Annotated in this window: 12 protein-coding genes and 3 tRNA genes; 10 read left to right on the forward strand and 5 right to left on the reverse strand. The window is 49.4% G+C overall.

Annotated features, from left to right (window positions below; genetic code table 11):
- Positions 1–4: 4 nt before the first annotated feature.
- Positions 5–8,221 carry a Kelch repeat-containing protein gene (locus RIF36_RS25380; RefSeq protein ID WP_350125743.1) on the forward strand — a complete coding sequence of 2,739 codons (8,217 nt, stop codon included), beginning with the start codon at positions 5–7 and terminating at the stop codon, positions 8,219–8,221.
- Entirely contained in the window at positions 8,218–9,393 is a 1,176-nt protein-coding gene (locus RIF36_RS25385; protein WP_350125746.1) for a caspase family protein, read from the forward strand. The genes RIF36_RS25380 and RIF36_RS25385 overlap by 4 nt, the downstream gene beginning before the upstream one ends.
- A 71-nt stretch (positions 9,394–9,464) precedes the next feature.
- On the opposite strand, the gene RIF36_RS25390 is transcribed toward RIF36_RS25385, so the two are convergent.
- Positions 9,465–12,173 (reverse strand): formylglycine-generating enzyme family protein, encoded by a 2,709-nt coding sequence (locus RIF36_RS25390; protein ID WP_350125749.1) that lies wholly within the window; start codon positions 12,171–12,173, stop codon positions 9,465–9,467.
- A 252-nt stretch (positions 12,174–12,425) separates the two neighbouring features.
- On the opposite strand from RIF36_RS25390, the gene RIF36_RS25395 reads away from it, so the two are divergent.
- Positions 12,426–12,983: a transposase gene (locus tag RIF36_RS25395; protein ID WP_350125752.1), complete on the forward strand. Its 558-nt coding sequence runs from the start codon at positions 12,426–12,428 to the stop codon at positions 12,981–12,983.
- Between the two features lie 63 nt (positions 12,984–13,046).
- On the opposite strand, the gene RIF36_RS25400 is transcribed toward RIF36_RS25395, so the two are convergent.
- Together RIF36_RS25400 and RIF36_RS25405 are read right to left on the reverse strand one after the other, a co-directional pair.
- Positions 13,047–13,517, reverse strand: coding sequence for a YehS family protein (locus RIF36_RS25400; RefSeq protein WP_350125755.1), 471 nt, complete (start codon positions 13,515–13,517; stop codon positions 13,047–13,049).
- A gap of 54 nt (positions 13,518–13,571) precedes the next feature.
- Positions 13,572–13,985 carry a DUF6157 family protein gene (locus RIF36_RS25405; protein WP_350125758.1) on the reverse strand — a complete coding sequence of 138 codons (414 nt, stop codon included), beginning with the start codon at positions 13,983–13,985 and terminating at the stop codon, positions 13,572–13,574.
- A gap of 540 nt (positions 13,986–14,525) precedes the next feature.
- Here RIF36_RS25405 and RIF36_RS25410 point away from each other — a divergent pair.
- The 7 genes from RIF36_RS25410 (at position 14,526) to RIF36_RS25440 (ending at position 20,357) form a co-directional block, all read left to right on the forward strand.
- The gene (locus RIF36_RS25410) at positions 14,526–15,710 is read left to right on the forward strand and encodes a hypothetical protein (RefSeq protein WP_350125761.1); all 1,185 of its coding nucleotides are present in this window, start codon (positions 14,526–14,528) and stop codon (positions 15,708–15,710) included.
- A 568-nt stretch (positions 15,711–16,278) separates the two neighbouring features.
- Positions 16,279–16,362, forward strand: a tRNA-Tyr gene (locus RIF36_RS25415).
- Positions 16,363–16,540: 178 nt separating this feature from the next.
- Positions 16,541–16,613 (forward strand) — tRNA-Lys (locus tag RIF36_RS25420).
- Between the two features lie 199 nt (positions 16,614–16,812).
- Positions 16,813–16,873 (forward strand) — tRNA-OTHER (locus RIF36_RS25425).
- Positions 16,874–17,286: 413 nt separating this feature from the next.
- A complete protein-coding gene (locus RIF36_RS25430; RefSeq protein ID WP_350125764.1) occupies positions 17,287–18,387 on the forward strand; it encodes a slipin family protein in 1,101 nt (366 codons plus the stop codon).
- Positions 18,388–18,429: 42 nt separating this feature from the next.
- On the forward strand, positions 18,430–18,954 hold the full coding sequence (locus tag RIF36_RS25435) for a tetratricopeptide repeat protein (protein WP_350125767.1): 525 nt from the start codon (positions 18,430–18,432) through the stop codon (positions 18,952–18,954).
- Entirely contained in the window at positions 18,936–20,357 is a 1,422-nt protein-coding gene (locus RIF36_RS25440; protein WP_350125770.1) for an RtcB family protein, read from the forward strand. Before RIF36_RS25435 ends, RIF36_RS25440 begins: the two co-directional genes overlap by 19 nt.
- 92 nt (positions 20,358–20,449) lie before the next feature.
- Here RIF36_RS25440 and RIF36_RS25445 read toward each other — a convergent pair whose 3' ends face one another.
- Together RIF36_RS25445 and RIF36_RS25450 are read right to left on the reverse strand one after the other, a co-directional pair.
- Positions 20,450–21,727, reverse strand: coding sequence for a M24 family metallopeptidase (locus RIF36_RS25445; protein ID WP_350125773.1), 1,278 nt, complete (start codon positions 21,725–21,727; stop codon positions 20,450–20,452).
- A 361-nt stretch (positions 21,728–22,088) separates the two neighbouring features.
- Positions 22,089–22,346, reverse strand: coding sequence for a hypothetical protein (locus RIF36_RS25450; RefSeq protein ID WP_350125776.1), 258 nt, complete (start codon positions 22,344–22,346; stop codon positions 22,089–22,091).
- Positions 22,347–22,795 lie beyond the last annotated feature (449 nt).

The following is a 22,795-nucleotide window of genomic DNA, read 5'->3' on the forward strand; positions in this document are numbered from 1 at the left end:
GGCCATGAAAAAGACATTTCCAATTCTTATCTCCTTGCTTTTGAGTCAGGTAGTGCTGGCTCAAACCCCGCTGTACAAATGGGCCGGAGGAAACGCCGAACCATCAAAGGCTTCAGTCATTCAAACAACAGGCATAGGCGCCAGAGAAAATAGCGCTTCATGGACCGACGAAGAGGGTAACTTCTGGCTTTTTGGTGGTGCGGGCTATGACAAAAACGGAATAGAGGGGTATTTCAACGACATGTGGAGGTATTCTCCCAGAGAAAAAGAATGGACCTGGATGCATGGCGCCAACTACAGCGGAGCCGTCGCTGACTACGAGGCCGACCTGTCGCTGCGGTTCGACGGCATCGACGATGTTGTCGAAATGACTGGCTTCAACGACTATAACACAGATTTTACCTGGGAGGTGTGGATAAAAACCGAGTCAGAGGAGGGCACCGTGCTGGAGTACGCTGAATCCACAAAAGCTGAATGCTGCTCCGGAGTCGGTAATATTTCTCTAATCATCAATAACGGTTACGCCAGGGCATTTACGGAAAACTTTGGCGACAACTATGCTCAATCTTTCACCAGAATTGATGACGGGCAATGGCACCACCTGGCGCTAACCTTCAAGGCAAACCAGTCTGGTAACCAGGAACTTGTTACGCTGTTCGTCGACGGTATCGAGGAGGCTTCCTTCTTAAAGAATTTCGATCAGCTGGTGCCTAATGGGCCCACCAGCACCTATGTGACCAAGCTTGGCAACGGCTTTAATGGTGCCCTGGATGCGGTCTTTGATAATTTTCGGGTATGGGAAGTGGTGAGGACGGCGTCTGAAATTCAAAGCAATCTGGTGGAAAGGCTGACGGGAAGTGAAGATGATCTCGTGGTTTATTATGCATTTGATCAGGGAATACCCAACGACGACAATCAGACGGAGGTGGAAGTTTATGACGCCACCTCAAATGGCAGCGACGGCACACTGTATGAGTTTATCAAATACCCCAACCTGAGCGGTGAAGTCACCTTCTCCAAAATTTGGAGCGTGGCCAAGTCGGCTGCTGATATAGAGGCCGAGATGACCACGGCAGATCCTGGATATCCCGGACTCCTGGTATACTACGACTTCAGGCAGGGAAGCGCCGGCGGAGACAATACCTTCCACGGTTCCGTTAATGATCATTCGATCAACGCTAACCATGGCACATTAAATAATTTTACTCTGATAGGTGACGCCTCCAACTATCTGGAAGACGCAATTTCTCCCTTCTTTACAAATAACCTTGTCGGCGTTTACTCGGACGATTTTGAGCTCGGTGGGGGAGACTGGTCGGCCTCCGGTCCTTCCGATGGATTCGAATGGGGAGTGCCGACCTATGGCATTCCGCCTGAGTTTGACAACTCCTGGGTGACAGACCTCGATGGAGACGCTACCAACCTCGACGGCACTTTCTATCTGACCTCTCAGCTGTTCGACTTTAGCACCACTCCTTACGCTTATATTTCATTTGATCTCTATACCGAGCTGTATGGCCACGACGACGTGTTGTGGCTGGAGGGGAGCCTGGATGGGGTCAGCTGGGAGAGGATAGGCAGCTCCTCTACAGGTGTCAACTGGTACGATGGCGTGAGCGGGTTGTTTGATGAAGAGGGCTGGCATTACAGTGACGGGTGGCGTACCGTATACCATGACCTGAACAAGTATAACTACGAGCCCGAGGTTTATTTTCGGTTCGTTTTCTTAACCGACGGATGTTGTGCTGAAGAGCTCGCAGGGATAGCTATTGACAATATCTCTATTTTCACCAACAGCGAGTATGTATTATCCTTCGATGGCGTCGACGACTATGTGTCAGTTCCGAACGTCAATCAGTACCAATCGGATTTTACATGGGAAACGTGGCTCAAAACTGACAAGGATGCCACCATTTTTTCTTACTCGAACCCTACCTATTCAGAACCAGCTGAAACGGGGGCTATCGCCCTGTATGTGCTGGACGGCCAGCTGATTTTCGAACAACATTTAAATGCAGCCGTAGGAGCCTACTCCCTGCGGCTCGATGATGACCTCTGGCATCATGTGGCTGTGACGGTAGCGCACGATGCAGACGGAACCCTCGATCAAATTACCCTGTATGTTGACGGTGAGCAGGCCGGGGGAGACCTGGTCGAGCTGCAGCCGATACCTGCCTCTGGGATGGTTACCCAAATCGGACAAAGTAACTTCGACTTCCCGCTGGTTTCCGGCGGGCTGGGGGCTGGCGACTACTCCAACTGGGTCGATGATGCCGTTCTGCCCAAATCGAGCGTTGGAGGTCGTACACAAGCGGCTGCCCTTATCGACTCCAATGGCGACTTTCTGATGTTTGGAGGGTATGGATACGACGCTTTTGCAACGGCAGGCCAGCTCAATGCCCTCCATAAGTATGACAGGGAGAACAACGAATGGGTACTGGTGGCAGGTCTTGAAAGCATAGACGAATCCGGCGCTTACGGGGCACCCGGCGAGGCAGGGGTTGGTTATTACCCGGGTGGCAGGTCTTACCCCAGCGGCTGGATAGACGCTGACGACAACGTATGGATTTTTGGGGGACATGGCTACGATGCATATGGTACCCTTGGTCATCTGAATGACCTGTGGAAATACAATTCAGCAACAGGCGAGTGGGCCTGGATGGGTGGAGAAGACTATAGCGGAGCCGGTGGCAACTACGGTACCCGGGGAGAGGGCAGCACCGACAATATACCTGGCTCCAGGGCCAACGCCGTTACCTGGACTGATGATAATGGCGACTTCTGGCTTTTTGGGGGGTATTCTGAAGACTATGACCAGTACTTCAATGACCTGTGGAAGTACAATACTGCCTCGGGCGAGTGGACCTGGGTAGCGGGCAATGACACGGCGGATGAAGATCCGGTCTATGGTACTTTGGGCGAACCTTCCGATGCAAACCTTCCCGGGGGCCGCAGTGGGGCGGCAGGCTGGTATGGTTCCGATGGCAGGCTCTGGCTTTTTGGTGGGCATGGAAAAGACAATTATAATTTCCGTTGGTGGATGAACGACCTTTGGAGCTTTGATCCGGGCACTGGCCAGTGGACCTGGATGGCGGGCCCCACCTATGGAGGCAATTCGGGCATTTACGGCTCTCTCGGAGAGGCAAATATTGACAATAACCCCGGCTCAAGAAGGGACGCCTCTGCCTTTACTGCGACTGATGGAAGCTTCTGGCTCTTCGGGGGCTCTGAGCTGGGGTATTATAATGACCTGTTCCAACTCAACCCTTCGTCGCTGGAGTGGACCTGGTGGGGAGGTACTGATAAGCCGATCAAGGAAAATGGCGGCGAATATGGAGTACCCGGTAACGGCAACGTGCCCACGCCCGGCGGTAGAATGGGCGCCGTGCAATGGGTCGACGACGAAGGCAGTCTTTGGCTGCTTGGTGGTACGAACGATGTAAATGAGCGCCTTGGAGGAACCGACGACCCGTTCAAGAAAATAAATGGGTTCTTCAACGACCTTTGGAAATACGATCAATCCACCCAAAGCTGGAAATACCTTGGCGGGAGCCTGCTGCTGGATCAAACCGCCGGAAATTTCGGAGCCAAGGGAATAAGCAGCTCGTCCAATATTCCTCCGCCACGTCTCAATGCTGCCTCCTGGTATGGGACTGACGGACAGCTGTGGTTTTTTGGGGGCAAATCACCCTCCTCGGCACGGAATGACCTTTGGAAATATGACCCTGACGAAAACACCTATACGTGGATCAATGGAAGCAATCTGGAGGGGCAGCGTGGCGTTTATGGTACCAAAGGCGTGGAAGGCGCCTCTTCCCCCGGAGCCAGGTACGGCGCCGCATCCTGGGTGGATGCCCAGGGGATGCTATGGTTATTTGGTGGTGCCGAACGTGGCAACTGGTGGGACAAAACGTTCAACGACCTTTGGCGGTACAATCCGGCCACCAACAAGTGGACCTGGTTTTCCGGATTCAAAAGCTCTGAGCTACCCGGCATCTTTGGAGAAAAAGGTGTACCTGCCAGCTCCAACGCCATAGGCTCCAAAGCCTATGCAAAGGCCTGGACCGACCCCGAGGGGAATATTTGGGTCTTCGGAGGATTTGGCTGGGACATCGCAGGCAATATCGGCGCCATGAATGATTTGTGGAAATACGACATTCAAACCGGTGTTTGGACCTGGATGAGCGGCAGCGAAGGGGTGTATGACTACGGATATTACGGCACCCAGGGAGTGGCCGACCCGCTTCATGTGCCGCCTGCCAGATATAATTTCGATGCCTGGACAGATGATGCCGGTGACTTCTGGCTTTTTGGGGGTACAGATGGGTTCAACCAGTACAGCGATTTGTGGAAATACGACCTGCAAGTGGGTGGCTGGGCCTGGATGGGCGGTGCCGACTTTAACGAGGCGCCTGACGAATACGGAACCAGGGGAGAGGCGAGCGCAAATAATGTGATTGGGGCCAGGCATGGGCACAACGCATTTAAGGGGGTCGATAAAAATTTGTGGGTCTATGGCGGCAAGACATTGAATGGATTCAAGAATGACCTTTGGGAGATAAGCTTTGTGCCCGGCACGCCCAAAGTAAATGAAGCCACTGCTGTTAATCAAACCACATTTGAGCTCGCTTATGAAGAAGCCTGGGCTCTTCTTTTTACTGTCGAAATATCAGAAAGCCCCGACTTTTTGCAACTGAAAGCATCGTATAGCGAATCGATCAAAACACTTGATGTTTCCGGGCTGGAAGCGGGTACTCGCTACTACTTCAGGGTGAAAGCTTATAATAACAACGGAGAGTCTGACTATTCCGAGGCAAAACAGGTACTGACCTTGCCGGAAACACCTGCCTTTCCGGCATCAGCAGAAGACAGAGTGAGTGAGATATCACAAACCTCTTTCACCATTCACTGGGAAGCGCCGCCGGGAATTTTTGAGGGGTACTACCTTGACGTAGCCACCGAAAACACCTTCACCGACACGGAATCTTTCGTCGCAGGGTATAACGCTAAAGTGATTGATGCCAGCGAAACGGCGCTCGTGATCGATGGGCTGTCGTCTGGCTCCGAGTATTTTGTTCGCCTGAGATCGTACAATGCATCAGGGCAATCACCTTCGTCGGAAGCGGTTAGAATAGTGACGACGCCCGATACTCCGGCTTTATCAGCCAACACGGGTATCGCCGAACTGTTGCAGACGGCAGTCACTATCGAATGGGAAACGATCCCGGGAATTTTTGATGGGTTCATTTTCGAAGCTTCTACCGATGAGACTTTTGCCTCAGCCGACGCCTTCCTGGAAGGATATAAGGACCGGATGATTGCCAAATCCACTTTGTCGGAGTCTCTCACCGGGCTACAACCAGGCTCTCGGTATTACGTGAGAATTTTCGCCTACAATGAATCCGGATATTCAGACGCCACCGAAACCGTCACAGTGCTCACACTTCCGGCCACTCCAATTTTTACCGGGAGCGGTTTTTTAACCGACATTTCACAAACATCGGCCAAACTCAAGTGGTCGGTTGTGCCGGAAATACTCAGCGGTTATCAGCTTGAAGTTTCCACCGACTTCAACTTTACCAACGCCGCCTTTGCACTTTCGGGTTATGGCTCGGGAGGTAACTTGAAAAATATTCATAAGGACACCGTTTTTCATCAGCTGACGATACTTGAAGCCGGTAAGACTTACTTTGCCAGGGTGAGGGCATACAATTCTTCAGGCCATTCGCCGTATTCGAACGTGATCACCATTCGGTCGATACCCAAAGCGCCAGTGCTCAATGCTGCCAACAACATCACGCAGGTATCGGCTATTTTGAGCTGGTCGGTGCCGGAGGAGGCTTCCTCCTACCTGGTTGACCTCAACACCAGCGTTCATTTTGAAAGCCCGACTGCGGTTTTGGCGGATTTCCCTTCAGCAGTGCCCTTTTACTCACTCGATAAGCTGCTTCCAGGGCAAACCTACCATGTCAGGGTGCAATCGGTGAATGCAAGTGGCAAAAGTGGGCAGGGGACAACGCCTGACTATGGCGTCACGTCTTTTATTACCATTCCTCATGCACCGGTACTAAGGTCGCCGGCCAATATCACCCAGGCAGGTGCCACCATGTCATGGCCAGCGGTGAAAGGAGCGCTGGGGTATGAAGTTGACGTGTCCGGCAATGGCTTCCAAACGCTGGTGTCGGAATTTAACGCACTCCCGGTGACCGACACGGTCGTGGTCGTTTCCGGGCTGGAGGCGGGTAAGGTATTTCAGGTAAGGGTGCGCTCGACCAATGAATCTGGCAAATCGCCGGTTTCGAACATTCAACCCGTACTGATGGTGCCACCCACCCCGATCGCCAGAGACGCTTCAACAGTAACGCCGACTTCTTTCCGGGCCAACTGGGATCCCGTGTCGGGTGCCACCGCCTACCTGCTCGAGGTATCAGGCGACGACTTTGCCACCCTTGTTTTTCAGGACACGGTGCTAACCGCCAGCCCCGTCAATATCACAGATCTCGCTGAGGCGGATGTGTTTGGCTACCGGGTGAGGTCTGCCAATGAATCCGGCGTATCTCCCTATTCCAACGTGGTCACGGTATCGCTCAGCCCTCCGCCGCTGCCACTTGCCATCAATAATCTTTCCTTCAGCGCTACCTACAAAAAAGGCCAGCAACAGTCGTTGGTGAAAGTAACGGCCACCGGAGGCAGTGGAGAACTGGCCTCCAGGCTGACCTACCGTGGAATTGCCGGAACCGAATGGTCGCAGCCGCAAAGTATGGTGCGTGATATCAATGACGACTTCATATTTACGGTTACGCCCGATTTGCTCGATGCGCTCGGCCTGGAATTTGAAATAGAAGTATCTGATGGGGTCACAAGTATTTTCAGGCGGGAGAACTTTATTTTCTGGGAGTTCGACGACGCCCAAAGCGACACCATTCCTCTGACCGCTTTTGGGGGTAAAAAATCGGACTGGCAAATGTTCTCGATCCCCTATGTGCTAAAAGATAATTTAATTGAGACCATCTTTAATGAGGCGGGCGCCCTGAGATACAAAGTAGACTGGCGAATCCTGCATTTTCAGAGTGATGGGGCAGGTGGCGGCAAGTACGTTGATAAGGGAGAGGGCATCAACAGAATTGAAACCGGCAAAGGCTATTGGTTCAATGCTGTAAAACCCATAAAGATAAATATTGGCCCGGGGCAGGTGAATGGGGAGATTCCCTTTCAGATTAGCCTGGTGAAAGGATGGAACCAGATTGGCAACCCATTCAACGTTCCCATTTCCTGGGAGGAGACTATTGAGTCAAACAATTTATCGGGCCTCGTGGAATCGCTGAAAACATTTGACAATGCAAGCCAGGCCTTTGTCAGCGGCGATATCGTTGAGCCTTTTTCGGGAGGGTTTGTGTGGGCCGAAGAAAACACTTCTGCTCAAATTTACCCATTTAACGGTGCCGCTGGCGGCAGGCTGACCGGGACACAACGAAGTGAAATAGCCGAATCGAATATCGATGGCCCCAGCTGGATGGTGGCCTTGAGTGTGAACGATGGTTCGACGGCACGCTCTGTCGGTGGGTTCGGCATGCATCAGGAGGCACTGCTTGGCAAAGACATCTTCGACAAAATGCTGCTGCCCAGGTTTGTCTTTTATGACGAGCTGTACACCCAGCATGGTGATTACTTTTACCCCTGGTTTGCCACCGACATCGTTGCAACTTCCGAATCGCATGTGTGGGAGTTCAACTTCAGGTCAAACTCCGGGGCCAAACAGGTGGAGCTTTTGTGGGACAACGAAAGTTTCAAACATCAAACTGCCGCCCTCTACCTGCTCGACAAGACTTCCGGGAACCTGCTCGATATGAAGAAGCATAACAAATTCCGGGCTACTTTGGCGGAGGGAGCCGCTGGTTTCGAGGTCTATTACCAGGCTGATGGCAGACTTCCGGCTTTTAACCACCTGATTCTGGGCACGGCATACCCCAATCCCGCTACCCGATATACTACCATTCCCGTGCTGCTTCCTGTCGGCCCACAAAGGGATATTCACCTCGATATTTTCGACCTGAACGGCAGCCGGGTAAAGAGGGTGGCAGAAGGCACTTTCTCGCCCGGTTTTTACGAGTTTGAATGGGAATTTGACCAGCAGGACGTTCCAGGCGGGTTGTACATCTATCAACTTGTGATAGAGAATAGTGATATGGCACCACTTCAAAAGAAATTATTACTCCGATGAAATTATCTCGACGATATATTTTGCTATCGCTGCTTACGCTCGTAAGCCCTGCGATTTTTGGTCAGGTGGTAGCCACCCGTACCAACCAGGTTCATATAGACGTCACAAAGCCGTCAAACGCCACCACCCTGCCCAGAATTGTGTGGGAGCTGCCACGACTTGAATATACCAACAGCCAGGAAAACAGGGTGGACGTGAAGGCCACCGTGGTAAGTACGGAGCCGTTGAAGTCGGTGAGGCTGGCTCTGAAAACGTCCAACGATGGAGAGCCCTCGGCAGTTAAAAATGTTGAGCTCGAAAGCCCGCTGGTGACCAGTATTCGACAAAACCTGTACCTGCCCGACGGTCAAAACTACATCGAGATTGTTGCCGAAACAGAGATGGGAGGAATCGTTTCTGATTTCAGATCGGTGGTGGTCGGGATGAATGCTTTGAAAGATGCCGTGGCCATTGACAGAAAGGACTATGGGCTTTTTTTTGCCACCGACCAGTACGACAATTGGGGCGACCTGGTCAACCCTATTTACGATTCGAAAGCCATCGGCAAAGAGCTAGAGGAGCGCTATGGTTTTGAGGTAAAAATTGTGGAGAATATTGATCAAAATGACGTGTTCACGATCCTGAGGGAGTATGCGCTGCGAAACTATAAGCCGCAGGATCAGCTATTCATTTTTTTTGCAGGGCATGGCCAGTATGATGAAACGTTTGGGGAAGGGTATGTGGTCGCCCGCAACTCCATTGCCAACGATCCAGGAAAAAACACCTACATCTCGCACAATCGGCTGCGCAACAATATTGACAATATTAAATGTGACCACATCTTCCTGGTCATGGACGTCTGCTTCGGAGGCACGTTCGACCCTGTACTGGCCAGTTCAAGAAGTGTTTACTCGGAGGTGGATAACGTGGAGTTTATGGTGAAAAAACTGGCAGTAAAAACCAGAAAATATCTTACCAGCGGCGGTAAGGAATATGTTTCTGATGGCATTGCGGGCAAGCACTCGCCCTTTGCTTCCCGCTTTCTAGAAGCGCTCAAAACAAATGGTGGCGAAGACAGACTCCTGACACTCACCGAGCTAAATTCGTTTATGGAACGCCTGCAAACCACCCCTCGTTTTGGTGCTTTTGGTTCCGACCAGGACGCCAGCGATTTCTTGTTTATTGCAAAATAGATTGATGGGCTGTAGGGCAGGAGTCATCTTGAACTTGCTAAGCAACCCTTCCGGAGAAGTTGCAGCTGACTCTATTTCTCCTCCACCAAGCACCTAAAACCCACGGTAGCACTCCTTTCAAAACCCGGTGACACCCGCAGCAGCATCTGCCGCCAGGGCAGGGGCTGAGGGCCTCCTTTCACATACCACCAGCTGGAAGTCGGGTTAAAGTAGCTGCCGCCTTTCAGGATCACAAATTCGCTCGTGCCATTGAAGTACACATCGTTGGTCATTTGCCATACATTGCCGACCAGGTCTTCGAGCCCCAGCGGGTTTTTTCCCTCCGGGAATTGCCCCACGGCATAAGGTTTTCCATCACCAAGACTGGTTTTAGTGCTGTCAATTTCAGCGCCCCAGGGCCAGGTATTCTTTGCGTCGCCAGCTTGTGCTGCATACTGCCATTCCAGCTCGGTCGGCAGGCGGTAGCCTTTCCATTCTGCATAGGCCCTGGCGTCCTCAATATCAATGTAGACTACCGGAAAATCTTCTTCTCCCTTTTTGGGCTTACCGCCAGGCCAGTGTTTAAGAAAATTCGTGTCGTCGTTGGGGCGATAGCAAGTAGCTGCCAGAAAGTCGTAGTACTGGGCATTCGTTACAGGATATCGATCCATCCAGAAGGTGGGCATAAGTGTGTCCTTTTCCGCCTGTTTTGGATAAGGAATGAACTCCCCTTCCCGGCCATCCACTTTGTAGTGATACATGCCGCCGGGCACCCGCACCGAGGAAGGGTCGACGTTGTTACCCGCTGTGCTGCTGGAGCTGGAGATCAGCCAGGGATCAGAAGCTTTTAGTTCGAACACCGCTTCATCCAGCAACTCGCCATCGGTGAGGTACTGGATGACCACACTTCCTTCTTGCCAACCAAACGTCTTTCTGATCGAGAGGCTGTGCTTTCCGCCTTCAAGTTCATAGGGCTTTTTGTCATAGCCAGGGCCATTGATCGATAAGGTGATCTTTCCCGGCGGGCTTTCTATAGACAGTTCGTCGCCTCGTCGGCTGATCTGCAACACTTTGGGAAATACCGCTACCACGCTCACAGTGCCCTCGTTGTTGGTGCCCAAATCTCCCGGGGCAAAGCCTCCAATAGAAACGACCACTTTGCCGTCTTGCATAGTCACCGGTTCATGCGTCCAGAGGTTAACCGCATGATGGGTGTCGGGTACATCCAGATCAAATAGCGGCCCGGTGTGGCCTTCCGGGTTGGCATTGTAGATGGTATAAAGAGTTTTGGCGTCACTCTTCCACTCGTTAACATACACACTGTCCCGAAGCGTTGGAACTAGTGGGGTGAGGGTGCTGTAATTGAAAACATCGCTGTTGCTGCGGAGCACCATCAGTATCCTGCCCAGGTGTTTGTACTGTTCATCTACCCATTCTGGCCTGCCCGGTTGAAACTGGTTGATTTCTACGCCGTGGCCATTGAACAGGCTTAGGTTGTACTCTCGCAAAATAGGCTCATAGGCCAATTCCGCCACCCGGAAAATGGCAAAATCGGGCTTAATGAATTTGTTGAGGTTGAGCAGGGGAGGGTATTCCAGCGCATTGTGCACACGGCCGGAAATAATGCCGGGCATGTCTTTCGGAATGGCCATGCCTTCGCTGTACATGATCACGCCTTCCTTGGCGGCATCTCCCGCCGTTTGTATCTCGGCGCTGCTGCTGCCTCTGGTATCGAGCACCACGCCGTCGGTGTCGGTGGCTTTTAGCATGTCGGTCATGTCGGCCATCTGCTCTGCGAACGAAGTAGCAGTGGTACTTTCATCCCATGGATTGTAGCAGAGGAAAATCTTCGTACCAGCTTTGTGGGCATCCGAGGTGATGCGCTTCAGCTCTTTCAGGCCTCCGGGTAGGTTGCGAAACATGTCCCACTGGTTACGCTGGTCGAGACCGAGTGCAGGCCAGGTCGGCCAAAAGCCGATGACGTCCCAGCCACCAATCAGTGGCTTTGTCTTTTCGATGGTTTTGGGCAGGTAGTAGATGCCGTAGCGGGGATTGTAAAAATCTTTGTCCCACGCCATCATCAGGTTGATGGCATATGCCTTCCGAATCCACGCAAGGTCAGGGCGTTCGAACAGGCTGTTGTCGAACTGCTCCAGGTCAAACAGGAAATGCTTTTGGAACATGAGGCGCAGGCCTTCCTGCCAGTTGCCAGTGAAAGGCTCGTACCAAAGCTCGTAAGTGACCTCACCACCTGGGTAAATAACTGTTTCGAAGCGTTTGCGTTGTGCCTTCTCCCAGCTTTTGCGGCGGGTCAAACCGGCTACAGCGTTGCCATCGGGCAGGGGCAGAATACCAAAACCCAGCTCCCAGGCGTTGTCGGGCAGAATGACACCAATGGGGCCAAAGCCTGGCCAGTAAATAACGCTGCGGGACAGCCTGTGCTCACCCAGACCGGTGATGTACACGTGGTCGGGATTTTCACCAAACGGCACCACATTTTCGATGGTGAGGGTGTCTGTGGCCGAGGTATTTTTGAAGGTGAAAGTGATTTTGTAAGGCAGGGAAGATTTGGACGATGGATGCGTGTAAAGAGTTTCAAATCTCTTGTCAGCACCTTCCTGCGCAGGGCTGCCAATTACCTCATCATTGACCCGGAAAGAGATAAAGGGAGCTTGATTCACCTTGTACTTGACTCCAGAAGGCAAAGACACTTGCTGAACGCCGGCTTTACTGTATTCAAAAAGTTGGGCTCTAACAAAAAAGGGAGCCAGTGACAAAAAAAGGATGAGCAGTTTTCGCATGCCCTAATATCGTGAAGATTTGGGGAAATTGGGAGGGGAGTTTGATACTGTTCTCGGAGCTGGTGTTGCGGATGTCTGACACAGGTAACCCTCTCTTATTCTAACTGCTAACTCCTCCCATCAGCCCACTTAGCAGCAAATCCTTCGGCCTTGGTTCGTGTCTCACGAACCAACCCACAACGCAACATAAAATTATCTATTCACATGTAAATTGAATGGGGTTTCGTAATTTATTGCTAACAATGAATCACTATGAGTGACATTTTTACAGACAGGCGTAAATCATACATGGATATCGGTGAAATATTCTTTTTCACTGCGACTATCAACAGTTGGATGCACCTTTTGGCGGCCAACAATTACAAGCAGGTAGTGGTTGATAGTTTGGAAAACCTCAAAAGCCGTAGCCTGGCTGATATATTTGCCTTTGTGATTATGCCAAATCACATTCATCTGATTTGGAGAACCTTGTCGTTAAATGGGAAGGAAACAGTACAGGGCTCATTTTTGAAATATACGGCCCATTGTTTTAGAAGAATGCTGATGAACGACGACCCTGCGGAGCTTAGAAAGTACTCGGTGGTTGCCAAAAACAAACAATTCGAATTTTGGCAAAGAGATTCCCTTGCTATTCATCTTTACTCAAAAGAGGTGGCGTTGCAAAAGCTCAATTACCTTCATCGCAATCCGCTTGCAGAACACTGGCAGCTAGCTAAGGAGCCAAGTGATTACTATTGGTCCTCTGCTTCGTTTTATGATCAGGGTGTCAGCCCATTTGGTTTTTTGAGTGATTTGAGAAATGAGTTTTAGTGGTAATGAATTGGTTCGTGGGACACAAACCAAGGAAATTAGATAGCTGCTTATTCAGCCCACTCATTCTTCTTCCCCGGCCCTATACTTTATCTGCATGCCACTCAAAAAGTACCTCAGGTATTGATCATTACAAGGCCGGTACTGGCTTTGTTTGGGGTTGCGGAAGAAGGCGCTTAGCTCATGGGGGCCAATGCTTTTGCCTTTCAGTTTGAAAATAGCCTGAATATCTTCTGAGCTAAGGTCAAAGGCAATCTTGAGCTTTCTGAGGATGATATTATTATTTAGCTGCTGCTCTGGAGCTGGTTGATCGCCCTCTCTTGTGCCTCGTTTTTCGTTGATGAGCCCGTTGAGAAAAATCGCCAGCTTGATATCAGGCATTTGCTGATAAGTTTCCTCATCTTCTCTTTTCATGTAGTCGCTCACTTCGGCCCTGGTTACATGATGCCCGGCCTGTGCAAACAGCTCAATCATCTGTGAGTCACCGGCATCAAGCAGGTAGCGCAATCGGCGGAAGATGTCGTTGTTGGTCATATTGAGTGCAAATTTAGAGAAAACTGTTGGCAATATGACTGCGGAAGGAAAACCTCAGCCCCTCTTTGACCTCATGGCCTTCACCTTCTTGATCGAATCATCGGCCAGGAATTTCTTGTATTCTTCTGTTTCTGTCCCATAAATGGCAATTTTCCCTTCAGCATTGGCATGAACGCCCCAGCCGTATTGTTTGGTGAGTGGTGAAGCTCTAAAACATGGCTGGCCTTTTGAGAAGTAATGCTCACGCTGCTCTTCGATTTCACTCTGTTCGAACTCCCGCCTCACAGCAAATACAGCAAATAATACCTCATCAGAGGTGTATTTGTAGGGGTTTTCGTAGACCATATCGAACTGCATATTGACTACTGACTTTTTTTCTCCTTTTAGTGGAGGCACGGCAGCTTGCTCGTTGGGGCTGTCTTCGGCGATTTCTATGAATGTGTTGTAATAATTGGTGGTGTGTTCCATTATCCCTGGAGGTAATTGTGGTTATGAACATAAAGGTATCGGGTGTGCCTGTCAACCTTATGTCAGTAGGTGGAAAAAAGATTTGGTAGCTTTTGCTGACATCACAGAACTTTTTACGGCAGTGCAGCAACCATCTTCAGCAAACCTTGAATTGGGAATTCATTCTTAAAGTGAGATAAGGTCAATATATTTAGTGATGACCTACCTATTCGCACCTTCTGTCGATCTATGCCTGGGTGTTTCTGTGGTCTTTCTTACTTACCAGATGAAAACGTTTCTTGGATAAGATGTTATGGGAACATTAGAGGCTGGAGCAAATTCGCAACTTTGAATAACAAAAAGACATATTTTCGCCGACCCACCCACTTACCGCTCCTAAAGTATCCAAAACATCGATGTGCCCGCAGGCGTTGTTTTATTAAACAACCCTAAACGTTATTAATGTATTTTAAGACTGTATTACTGCTTGCCTTACTTTGCTTTGCCCATTATTTACCATCAATTTCTCAAACTGTAAAAGCCGAAAAAATCAAGTTGTTTTTGGATTGTAGCTCCACCAGATGTGATCGTACGTACATACGAACCGAAATCAATCTGGTCGACTTTGTCAATAACAGAACCCAGGCAGACGTCCATCTGCTTCTAACGGATCAGCGGAGCGGAAACGGAGGCAGAACCTATCAGCTTATTTTCTTTGGACAAAACGATTTTTCTGGCAAAAGGGATACCCTCGCTTTTTCAATGCCGCCGTCGGCCACTGACGTAGAATATCGGGAAAAACTATTGAATTTGATCAAGATAGGGCTAGTGCCATACGTTGCTCAAACGTCCTGGGTCAACGAAATGATGGTAGCCATGAAAGCTGATGGGATGGATGCTGATGAATACGAGGCATCCAGGGTGGAAGACAAATGGGACTATTGGGTATTTCGTGTCGGCGGACGAGGCAACCTCAGCGAGGACCAAAACTACAAGGAGACGGAATTGAATAGCTATATTTCGGTCAACAGGACGGTGCCGGAAAATCGAACTGAATTAAGAGTTGGGTATGGTAGAGAACGATCAGATTTTGAGTATGTGAACGATGATGGGACGTTAGAGTCCTACTCTGTACGAAACTCCAACTGGTACCTCAATCACTTGTTCGTCAATAGCTTCAGCGATCACTGGTCCTACGGTTACTACTTGTTTATAAGAAATAGTACATTTTCCAATTACCAGCATAGCATAAGGGCTAGGCCAGCCATTGAGTATAATTTTTTCCCCTATTCGGAGGTTAATACGAAGTATTTCGCTCTTTCGTATATGGCTGATGTCAGAAACAACAGCTATTATGAGGAAACCATTTATGATAAAAATAACGAATGGCTTTATGGCCACAGGGCTCAGGCTGTAGTGAGCTTCAAGCAAAGGTGGGGCAACCTTAGCTCAACAGCCTCCTACTTCAACTATTTCCATGATTGGAGTCAAAATAGTATTCGAATTGATTTAAATGCCGACGTAAGGGTAAAAGGTAACTTAAGTTTCTTTGTCAACTTCTATGGAAGTTTGTCGAGGAACCAGGTGTTCATCGCCAAAGGAGAATCGAGCGTTGAAGACGTGCTTGCCCGCCGTAAACAGCTAGCGTCAGGCTATGAATACGGCACATGGTTTGGGATTAACTACCGTTTTGGCTCCATCAACAATAGCTTTATCAATCCACGGTTTTCAGACGAAGTGGATTGAGTAAGTTAGGGAATGACACTTCCCCTCCTCGAGGAGTTTGGCCATGATGACACTGCTGGAAACTCCCTTCTATATAAGTACTAAGACACAATCAGGTGAGGTTTAAATATTTAGACTGATAATAAATAATATCGTTTCAAAAATTATTTCCGCCGCATATTTTGTAGAGAAAAAATTTATTCAGATCATTGCAGACCAAAATTAAAAACTAGTGACTAAACGCATATCACATATCTCAATGCCAAGCCAAAATGGTTGGTTTTGCCTCTATGAGGATGTTATGCTATGGCCTGAAAAAGACAATTGACTGGATAATCCCCAGCAGTGTTTTGACCCAGGCCCTAAAGTCTGGGTTTTTTGTTGTTAAAAAATGTAGAAGACGCATATGATAAAGTACTTGAATATGCATATGGTGCCGACAGGACAGGAGCGGGATAGCTATCTCTGCTTCGTGGGAAAATTATGTCGTTGTCGAAGGATCGGGAGGTTAATTTTGTGACTATTCATTTTTGAATATGCCATGAGAAACCCGGTTCCACAAGGCCGGGTTTTTTTGTGTCAAAAAAAGGGGAGTACACCGGAGTTTGGAGATCCGGGCCGGTCTGTAACACCGGTGCAGCCAGCTTTGAAAGTTCGAATCTTTCTGCTCCCACAAAATGCTGAGGGAGGGGCAAAATGGGTGCCTCCGGAACAGAAGAGTGGTTAAAGACCACAAGCAGGGTTCCATTTGTCCTGTGATGTGTGAAAAAGCTTCTGTTCAATTGGCGATGGCTGTTCGCTGGAAGGATTTTCAGGCCTGATGTCTCAAGGCGAGCAGCCAATTTTAAATTGTGTTTGTAGCTTAACTGGTAAAGCTCCGCACTCTTAATGCGGACAATGGGAGTTCAAGTCTCTCCGGGCACACAAGGCCAACCGTGTTGGCTAAAAATCTACAGGATTGGGATGACCCAACCTGGAGCGGGGAAAGAAAGTGAACATAGGACCTGACGTGAGTTTCTGTATGGCTCCGTAGTGGTATGCCAGTAGGACATGCCATGCTGCCTGGTTCATCGAAGTTTCCCACAATCTGTGGGTAGGGGGTTCGATTCCCTCTTCGCCGGTTGGCGGACAGCTCAATGGCAGAGCAACAGAAAGGATGCGCAGGTTCGAATCCTGCTCCGCCTGTTGGCGGATAGCTCAGTGGTTAGAGTACTACGCTTAGGACGTAGAGTATGGACTGAAAATCCATGATCCGGAGATGCCAACTCCCAAAATGGCGCCTGTGAAAGCAGTGATGGGCTGAGCCCCACATATCACCCCTCGGGGAATATGTGGTAGCGCCGGCGCATGGCTGCGAAAGAGAAAGGATACCGCTGGATACGTTCAGCTACTTTGCTGAAAGCACTCACTCGGAATAAAGGCAGACATTGGGCTGCTGGCTGCCGGGTAAGCTCTTTTGGTGAACTGGCCGGGCATTTTTCCGCTCAACGTCTCTTCCGCCTTGGGTTGAAGGTGACGCCCTCACCGCTTTCTTTTTATGTGAAATTATTGGGCCGATAATGATAAATGATGGTTGAACAAACAAATTTTTAAACCAATGCTAACAGCTAGAATTAATACTGGCAAAGTGGGTTTGGTCTTTCGGAAAGGTGACTTCAAGGACGTCATCAGCGAGGGTAACTACTGGTTGATGCCTTACGAGGCAGTGATGCAGTATGACCTGGCCAAGCCGTTTTTTCCTCCTGTCGAGCTCAATATTCTCCTGCGAAACGAAAAACTGGCGAATATGCTGAGTGTGGTGGAGGTGAAAGACAATGAGATTGTGTTGCAGTACGAAAACGGTAACCTGAAAAATGTACTGACTCCCGGAAGGTATGTCTACTGGAAAGGTCTGGTAGCGTACAGTTTCGTTTCGGCAGATCTCGGCAAGTACGAGATCACCGAATCGATTGATAAAACCACGCTACAAAGGCGAGACGTATTACCCTATGTGCGGGTGTATGTGGTGGAGTCGTACGAAAAAGGTATTCTTTTCGTCGACGGTGAATTCACCAAGGTGCTTGGCACAGGCGTGTACTACTTCTGGAAGACGCCGACGGCTATCTCGGTAGCCAAGGTCGATACCAGGCTACTGCAGTTGGAAGTATCAGGCCAGGAAATGCTGACAAAAGACAAAGCAGCACTCCGGGTCAACTTCTATGCGCAGTACAAAGTGGTGGACATCATCAAGGCATTGATTGAAAGCAAAGACTATGAAAAACAACTCTATGTATTGCTACAGCTTGCTTTGAGGGAGTACATCGGAACGCTCACTCTGGATGAATTGCTTGAAAAAAAGGAATCGATTGCCAACTATGTGATGGCAACTGTTTCCAGCAAGGCAGCCGAGTTGGGTGTTGCCATCAAAGACAGCGGTGTAAAGGACATCATCCTTCCTGGTGATGTGAAGGAAATCATGAGCCAGGTGCTAGTGGCGCAGAAGAAAGCGCAGGCCAACATCATCACCAGACGGGAAGAAACAGCTTCCACAAGGAGCTTGCTGAACACTGCCAAATTGATGGAAGACAACGAGATGTTGTTTAAGCTGAAAGAGATGGAGTATGTCGAAAAAATTGCTGAGAAGATCAACAGTATTACGCTTTCGGGTGGTAGCCTGGTGGTTGATCAGCTGCGAGACATTTTCTCTCCAAGGAAGTAAACTGGGGCTGTCGGGAGTGGCAGCCTCTTAAAAACTACGGACATGAAAATGATTGATATTTATCTGGAGAAGGTAATTACGCAAGCTGAAAATATGATTTGGGATGGGGACCACTTTGAAGGCAAGGACCTGCTGGAAAACGTGCTCACCTACGAGCCTGGTTATGCCAAAGTGCATAACCTATTGGGCTGGTTGCACCTTTATTATATCGAAGACGACGAGCTGGCGGAGAAGCATCTGAAGTTGGCGGTCAAGTTTGAACCCAATTGGAAAGTGCCTTACATCCACCTGACGACGCTATATATGCGTAATGAAAATTTCGACAAGCTCGGTGAAGTGATGATGAAAGCCAGAGAGATTGAAGGGATCAGCAAGGCGCTGGTCTTTGAAAGGCTGGCCATGGTGGAAGAAGCGAAAGGAAGATACTCAGCGGCCATCAGGCTTTACAAAACTGCGATCTTCCACTCAATGGACAATGATGCCATTGAAGAGATGCGCAGTAATATCAAAAGATGCAGATTTAAAAGATTAAGATTTGTAAGACAAAAATGGCAACGACAAAAATAACAGGAAAAGAGCTAAGAGCATTGGGATACCCAGAGGGCCGTGCGATTGGTTCGGCCGTAGATGTAATGGAAACCCACTACAAAGGGAAATCCAAAAAGCAGAAGCTTGAGCTATTAACCAGGGTGTTACAAACTCCCGGGCTGTACGCAAAGCACGAGACGCTTGGGCCGGTAGCAACCAGTCTAATCATTAAAACGGAGCACAATCAAACCATTGAGCTGAATACCAGGCGACTGGAGTACAGCATTTATGGTGCTGAGGCTATTGAGCAAGGTGCGATTCACCAGATGGAGATCGCCATGAAGCTGCCTGTGACGGTGGCGGGTGCTTTGATGCCAGATGCGCATCAGGGTTATGGTTTGCCCATCGGCGGCGTGCTGGCTACCAAAAATGCAGTGATTCCTTATGGAGTAGGCGTAGATATTGGGTGCCGTATGTGTATGACGCTTTATGATATCCCCGCCTCTTATGCGAGCCAGCAAAGCGATCAACTCAAAGGCTTATTACTGGAGCATACCAGATTTGGACAGGCCAGCTTCAAACGCCCGCTGGATGATGAAGTGCTTACCCGAAAAGAGTTTGGCGAGATCAATATCCTGAAAACAATGAAGGATCGTGCTCACAAACAACTGGGTACTTCCGGCGGAGGCAACCATTTCGTGGAGTTTGGAGTGGCGGAATTACTGGACGAGAACAATGAGTTTGGTCTACCCATCGGTAAGTATCTCTCAGTGCTCTCACATTCGGGATCGAGAGGGTTGGGAGCCAATATCGCTCGCCACTATACTAAACTGGCGATGGATAAGTGCAAGCTTCCCGGCGAAGCCAAACACCTTGCCTGGCTCGATCTGGACACTGAAGACGGACAGGAGTACTGGTTGGCAATGAATTTGGCGGGTGACTATGCTTCGGCTTGCCATCACCAGATTCATCAAAGACTGGCTAAAGCGTTGGGTGAGCAACCTCTGACTATGATAGAAAACCACCACAACTTCGCCTGGAAGGAGAAGGATGCTGCCGGAAATGATCTCATTGTTCACAGGAAGGGAGCAACACCAGCCGGAAAAGGCGTTCTGGGAATTATTCCCGGTTCGATGACCTCTCCGGGCTTTATCGTGAGAGGAAAAGGAGAGTCGGCTGCGATCAACTCAGCTTCTCACGGAGCAGGCCGGGTGATGTCCCGGACGAAGGCCAAACAGACGCTGTCGAAGCAGGAGGTACGAAAACACTTGAGAAAAGCGGGTATTGAGTTGATTGGCTCAGGGCTGGACGAAGCACCGATGGTGTACAAAGACATTCATCAGGTGATGGCGTTTCAGCAAGAGCTGGTCGAAGTCGTCGGCTCCTTCATACCCAAAGTGGTGCGTATGTGCGGCGATGAAAGGTTCGCCGAAGTAGATTAAAAAGCCTCCCAATTTGGAGGCTTTGTTTTTATAAGCAACCGAAAACTGAGCCATCACTTGTCCTTGTGATTGCCTCCACCCACAAATCTCATTTAAACCCCAAAAGGCTCCTCAATACTAATGCTCTGGGGAGTGAAGAGTTGGCCTCCGTCTTCCGTGACATAGAAGCAGTCTTCCAGGCGCACGCCAATTTCTCCGTAGATGTAAATGCCGGGCTCGTCGCTAAAGCACATGCCTGGCTGTAGCGGAAGGTCGTTGCCTTTCACGAGGTAAGGCCATTCGTGGCCATCCATACCAATGCCATGGCCTAATCTATGGAAGAAGTTTTTGTAACCTGGGCCAAAGCCGGCATCCTCAATTACTTTGCGGCCTACGTCGTCAATGGAACCACAAGTAGCGCCAGGCTTCACAGCTGCCATAGCGGCTGTTTGTGATTCTTTTACTTTGTTCCAGATGTCAGTTTGACGTTGTGTAGGCTTTCCGTAAATAGTAGTCCTGGTAATATCTGAGGCGTAATCGTGCAGGTTGCAGCCCCCATCCATTAATACGATGTCGCCTTCTTTCATACTTTGAGCCGTTTGGCTGCCATGCGGGTAGGCCGCCCACTCTCCAAACATCACGCTGGCACCACCGGACACTCCCAGCTTTTTGAATGCCGCAGAGATGTTTCCACTGAACTCATATTGCGACATGCCCTCCGTCATCACGGCTATGGCAGCCCGATAGGCTTCAATAGTAATTTCATTGGCTCGTTTCATCAACGCCAACTCAGTCGGAGATTTAATCATGCGGCAGCCAGCAGCTACGGGAAAGGCATTTACAAACTGTATTTGTGGAAGCTCTTTTCTTAGTCCATCAAAAAGGAAAAAACGGACATTCTCTTCAACCCCGATTTTGCCAGTGCTAATGCCATTGTCTTTGAGAATGCTGCCAACAAGTTTGTAAGGGCTTTCGTGCTCCTGCCATACCCGGAGATCATTGCCAAACAGAATTCTTTCCTTCAATCTCTCTTCTTCGAACGCCGGACACACATAAGCCAGCTCTCCCTTGGCAGGGATAATGGCTGCCATCATACGCTCGCTGCGGCCCCAGTTGATACCGGTAAAATACACCATGGTAGAGCCTGATTCTAAATAAAGGGCATCGATTTTATTCTCTACCATCAGCCGCTGCGCTTTTTCTATTCGCTGCTTCCTTTCTTCATTGCTGATCGGCTTCATGTCGTCTACCATCGACTTGAGGTGGTCGAATGGCCCTGCTTCTGCTGCTGTTTCTTTGGGTTTGTCTTCAGGGGCACATGCAGTTAGGCCAACGGCAGCTACAGCACCAGTTGCTTTAAGAGATTGGTCGAAGAATTTCCTTCTGTTCATGGTTGGATAGGTTAATGAAGGCTTAAGATACTGTGAAAAAAATTCAGGGCAGAAAAAATTATTTGAGAGGCTGAAGGGGTGGTTGTCAGTTGTCACGTGAGAAGGTCGGAGGACAGCATCTGTTGCTTCCAATCCAAAGACATGTGGAGGCGAGGCAGTCTTAGCCTACAGTGGAAGCGAGCGAGACTTCGCTGAAATGTTTGCAGCCACTTTTCTTTTGCCCCACGATGTGGATGACAGTTCAAACTCTGGGCCATTCTCTCTAATTCATCTGCTAATTGCTCGGCTCGTTCCAGTGAGTAGTGTTCGTATAAGTATTCCAGAACTTCGTAAAAATGAGACTTTGATGATAGCGTAAACTCTACTTGGTACTCAGACGTTTCTCTTTCTTCCACTGTTGAAAGTCTGTATTAAATTGTTCGGCACTAATCGTTTTTCCCTCGGTGATTTCTTTCTCAGATTGCTCTGCCCTTCTGATCATTTCCAGCTTCTGTAAATTCTCCGATTGGCTTCTGTTTTTTTTCTCTGCCTGAACCATGCTGTGCACTAAAGCCAAAAACCTTTCGTCTGCACGATCTACATACTCGTGGATTTCCCTGCGTACTGTCGAAGATTTCATACTGAAGACATTTTCATCAAACAACAAAGTAACGAATTTTGAGCATTGTTCTGTTCATTAAGGCATGATTTAACTTGCTTGAGTATATTGATTCGTCACTTCTTTGGTGCTTTGCAGGCCGCCTGGGAAAAATGAAACCGCTGTGCCCAATACCAGGCCGAGGCAGTATAAGAGGGGAAGAACGTCTATGATTATCTGCTCGAAATTGATACGGCCCGCCCAGGATGGACAAAAGCTCTGAGCGTTCACTGCTATTGTCGAGTTTGCTTGCTTGGACAAGAGGGGAAGGAAAAAAAATCATGCAGGGGGCTGAAGAAATGGTTTGAGCGACGAACCACCAAAATGAACGTCACCTCGATCCGACGTAGGAGGGATAGTTCTCCCAAAAATAGACTGAGTCCAGTTCGGGAGACCTCTCACTTCGCTTACGCTACGTATCGAGGTAACGT

It is taken from the genome of Imperialibacter sp., assembly GCF_040222815.1.
In the GTDB taxonomy this organism is placed as follows: Bacteria; Bacteroidota; Bacteroidia; order Cytophagales; family Cyclobacteriaceae; genus Imperialibacter.

Excerpts from the sequence above, each read along its gene's own strand:
- RIF36_RS25380 (WP_350125743.1), top strand. The coding sequence starts at position 5 with ATGAAAAAGACATTTCCAATTCTTATCTCCTTGCTTTTGAGTCAGGTA.
- RIF36_RS25385 (WP_350125746.1), top strand. The coding sequence starts at position 8,218 with ATGAAATTATCTCGACGATATATTTTGCTATCGCTGCTTACGCTCGTA.
- RIF36_RS25390 (WP_350125749.1), bottom strand. The coding sequence starts at position 12,173 with ATGCGAAAACTGCTCATCCTTTTTTTGTCACTGGCTCCCTTTTTTGTT.
- RIF36_RS25395 (WP_350125752.1), top strand. The coding sequence starts at position 12,426 with ATGAGTGACATTTTTACAGACAGGCGTAAATCATACATGGATATCGGT.
- RIF36_RS25400 (WP_350125755.1), bottom strand. The coding sequence starts at position 13,517 with ATGACCAACAACGACATCTTCCGCCGATTGCGCTACCTGCTTGATGCC.
- RIF36_RS25405 (WP_350125758.1), bottom strand. The coding sequence starts at position 13,985 with ATGGAACACACCACCAATTATTACAACACATTCATAGAAATCGCCGAA.
- RIF36_RS25430 (WP_350125764.1), top strand. The coding sequence starts at position 17,287 with ATGCTAACAGCTAGAATTAATACTGGCAAAGTGGGTTTGGTCTTTCGG.
- RIF36_RS25435 (WP_350125767.1), top strand. The coding sequence starts at position 18,430 with ATGAAAATGATTGATATTTATCTGGAGAAGGTAATTACGCAAGCTGAA.
- RIF36_RS25440 (WP_350125770.1), top strand. The coding sequence starts at position 18,936 with ATGGCAACGACAAAAATAACAGGAAAAGAGCTAAGAGCATTGGGATAC.
- RIF36_RS25445 (WP_350125773.1), bottom strand. The coding sequence starts at position 21,727 with ATGAACAGAAGGAAATTCTTCGACCAATCTCTTAAAGCAACTGGTGCT.
- RIF36_RS25450 (WP_350125776.1), bottom strand. The coding sequence starts at position 22,346 with ATGAAATCTTCGACAGTACGCAGGGAAATCCACGAGTATGTAGATCGT.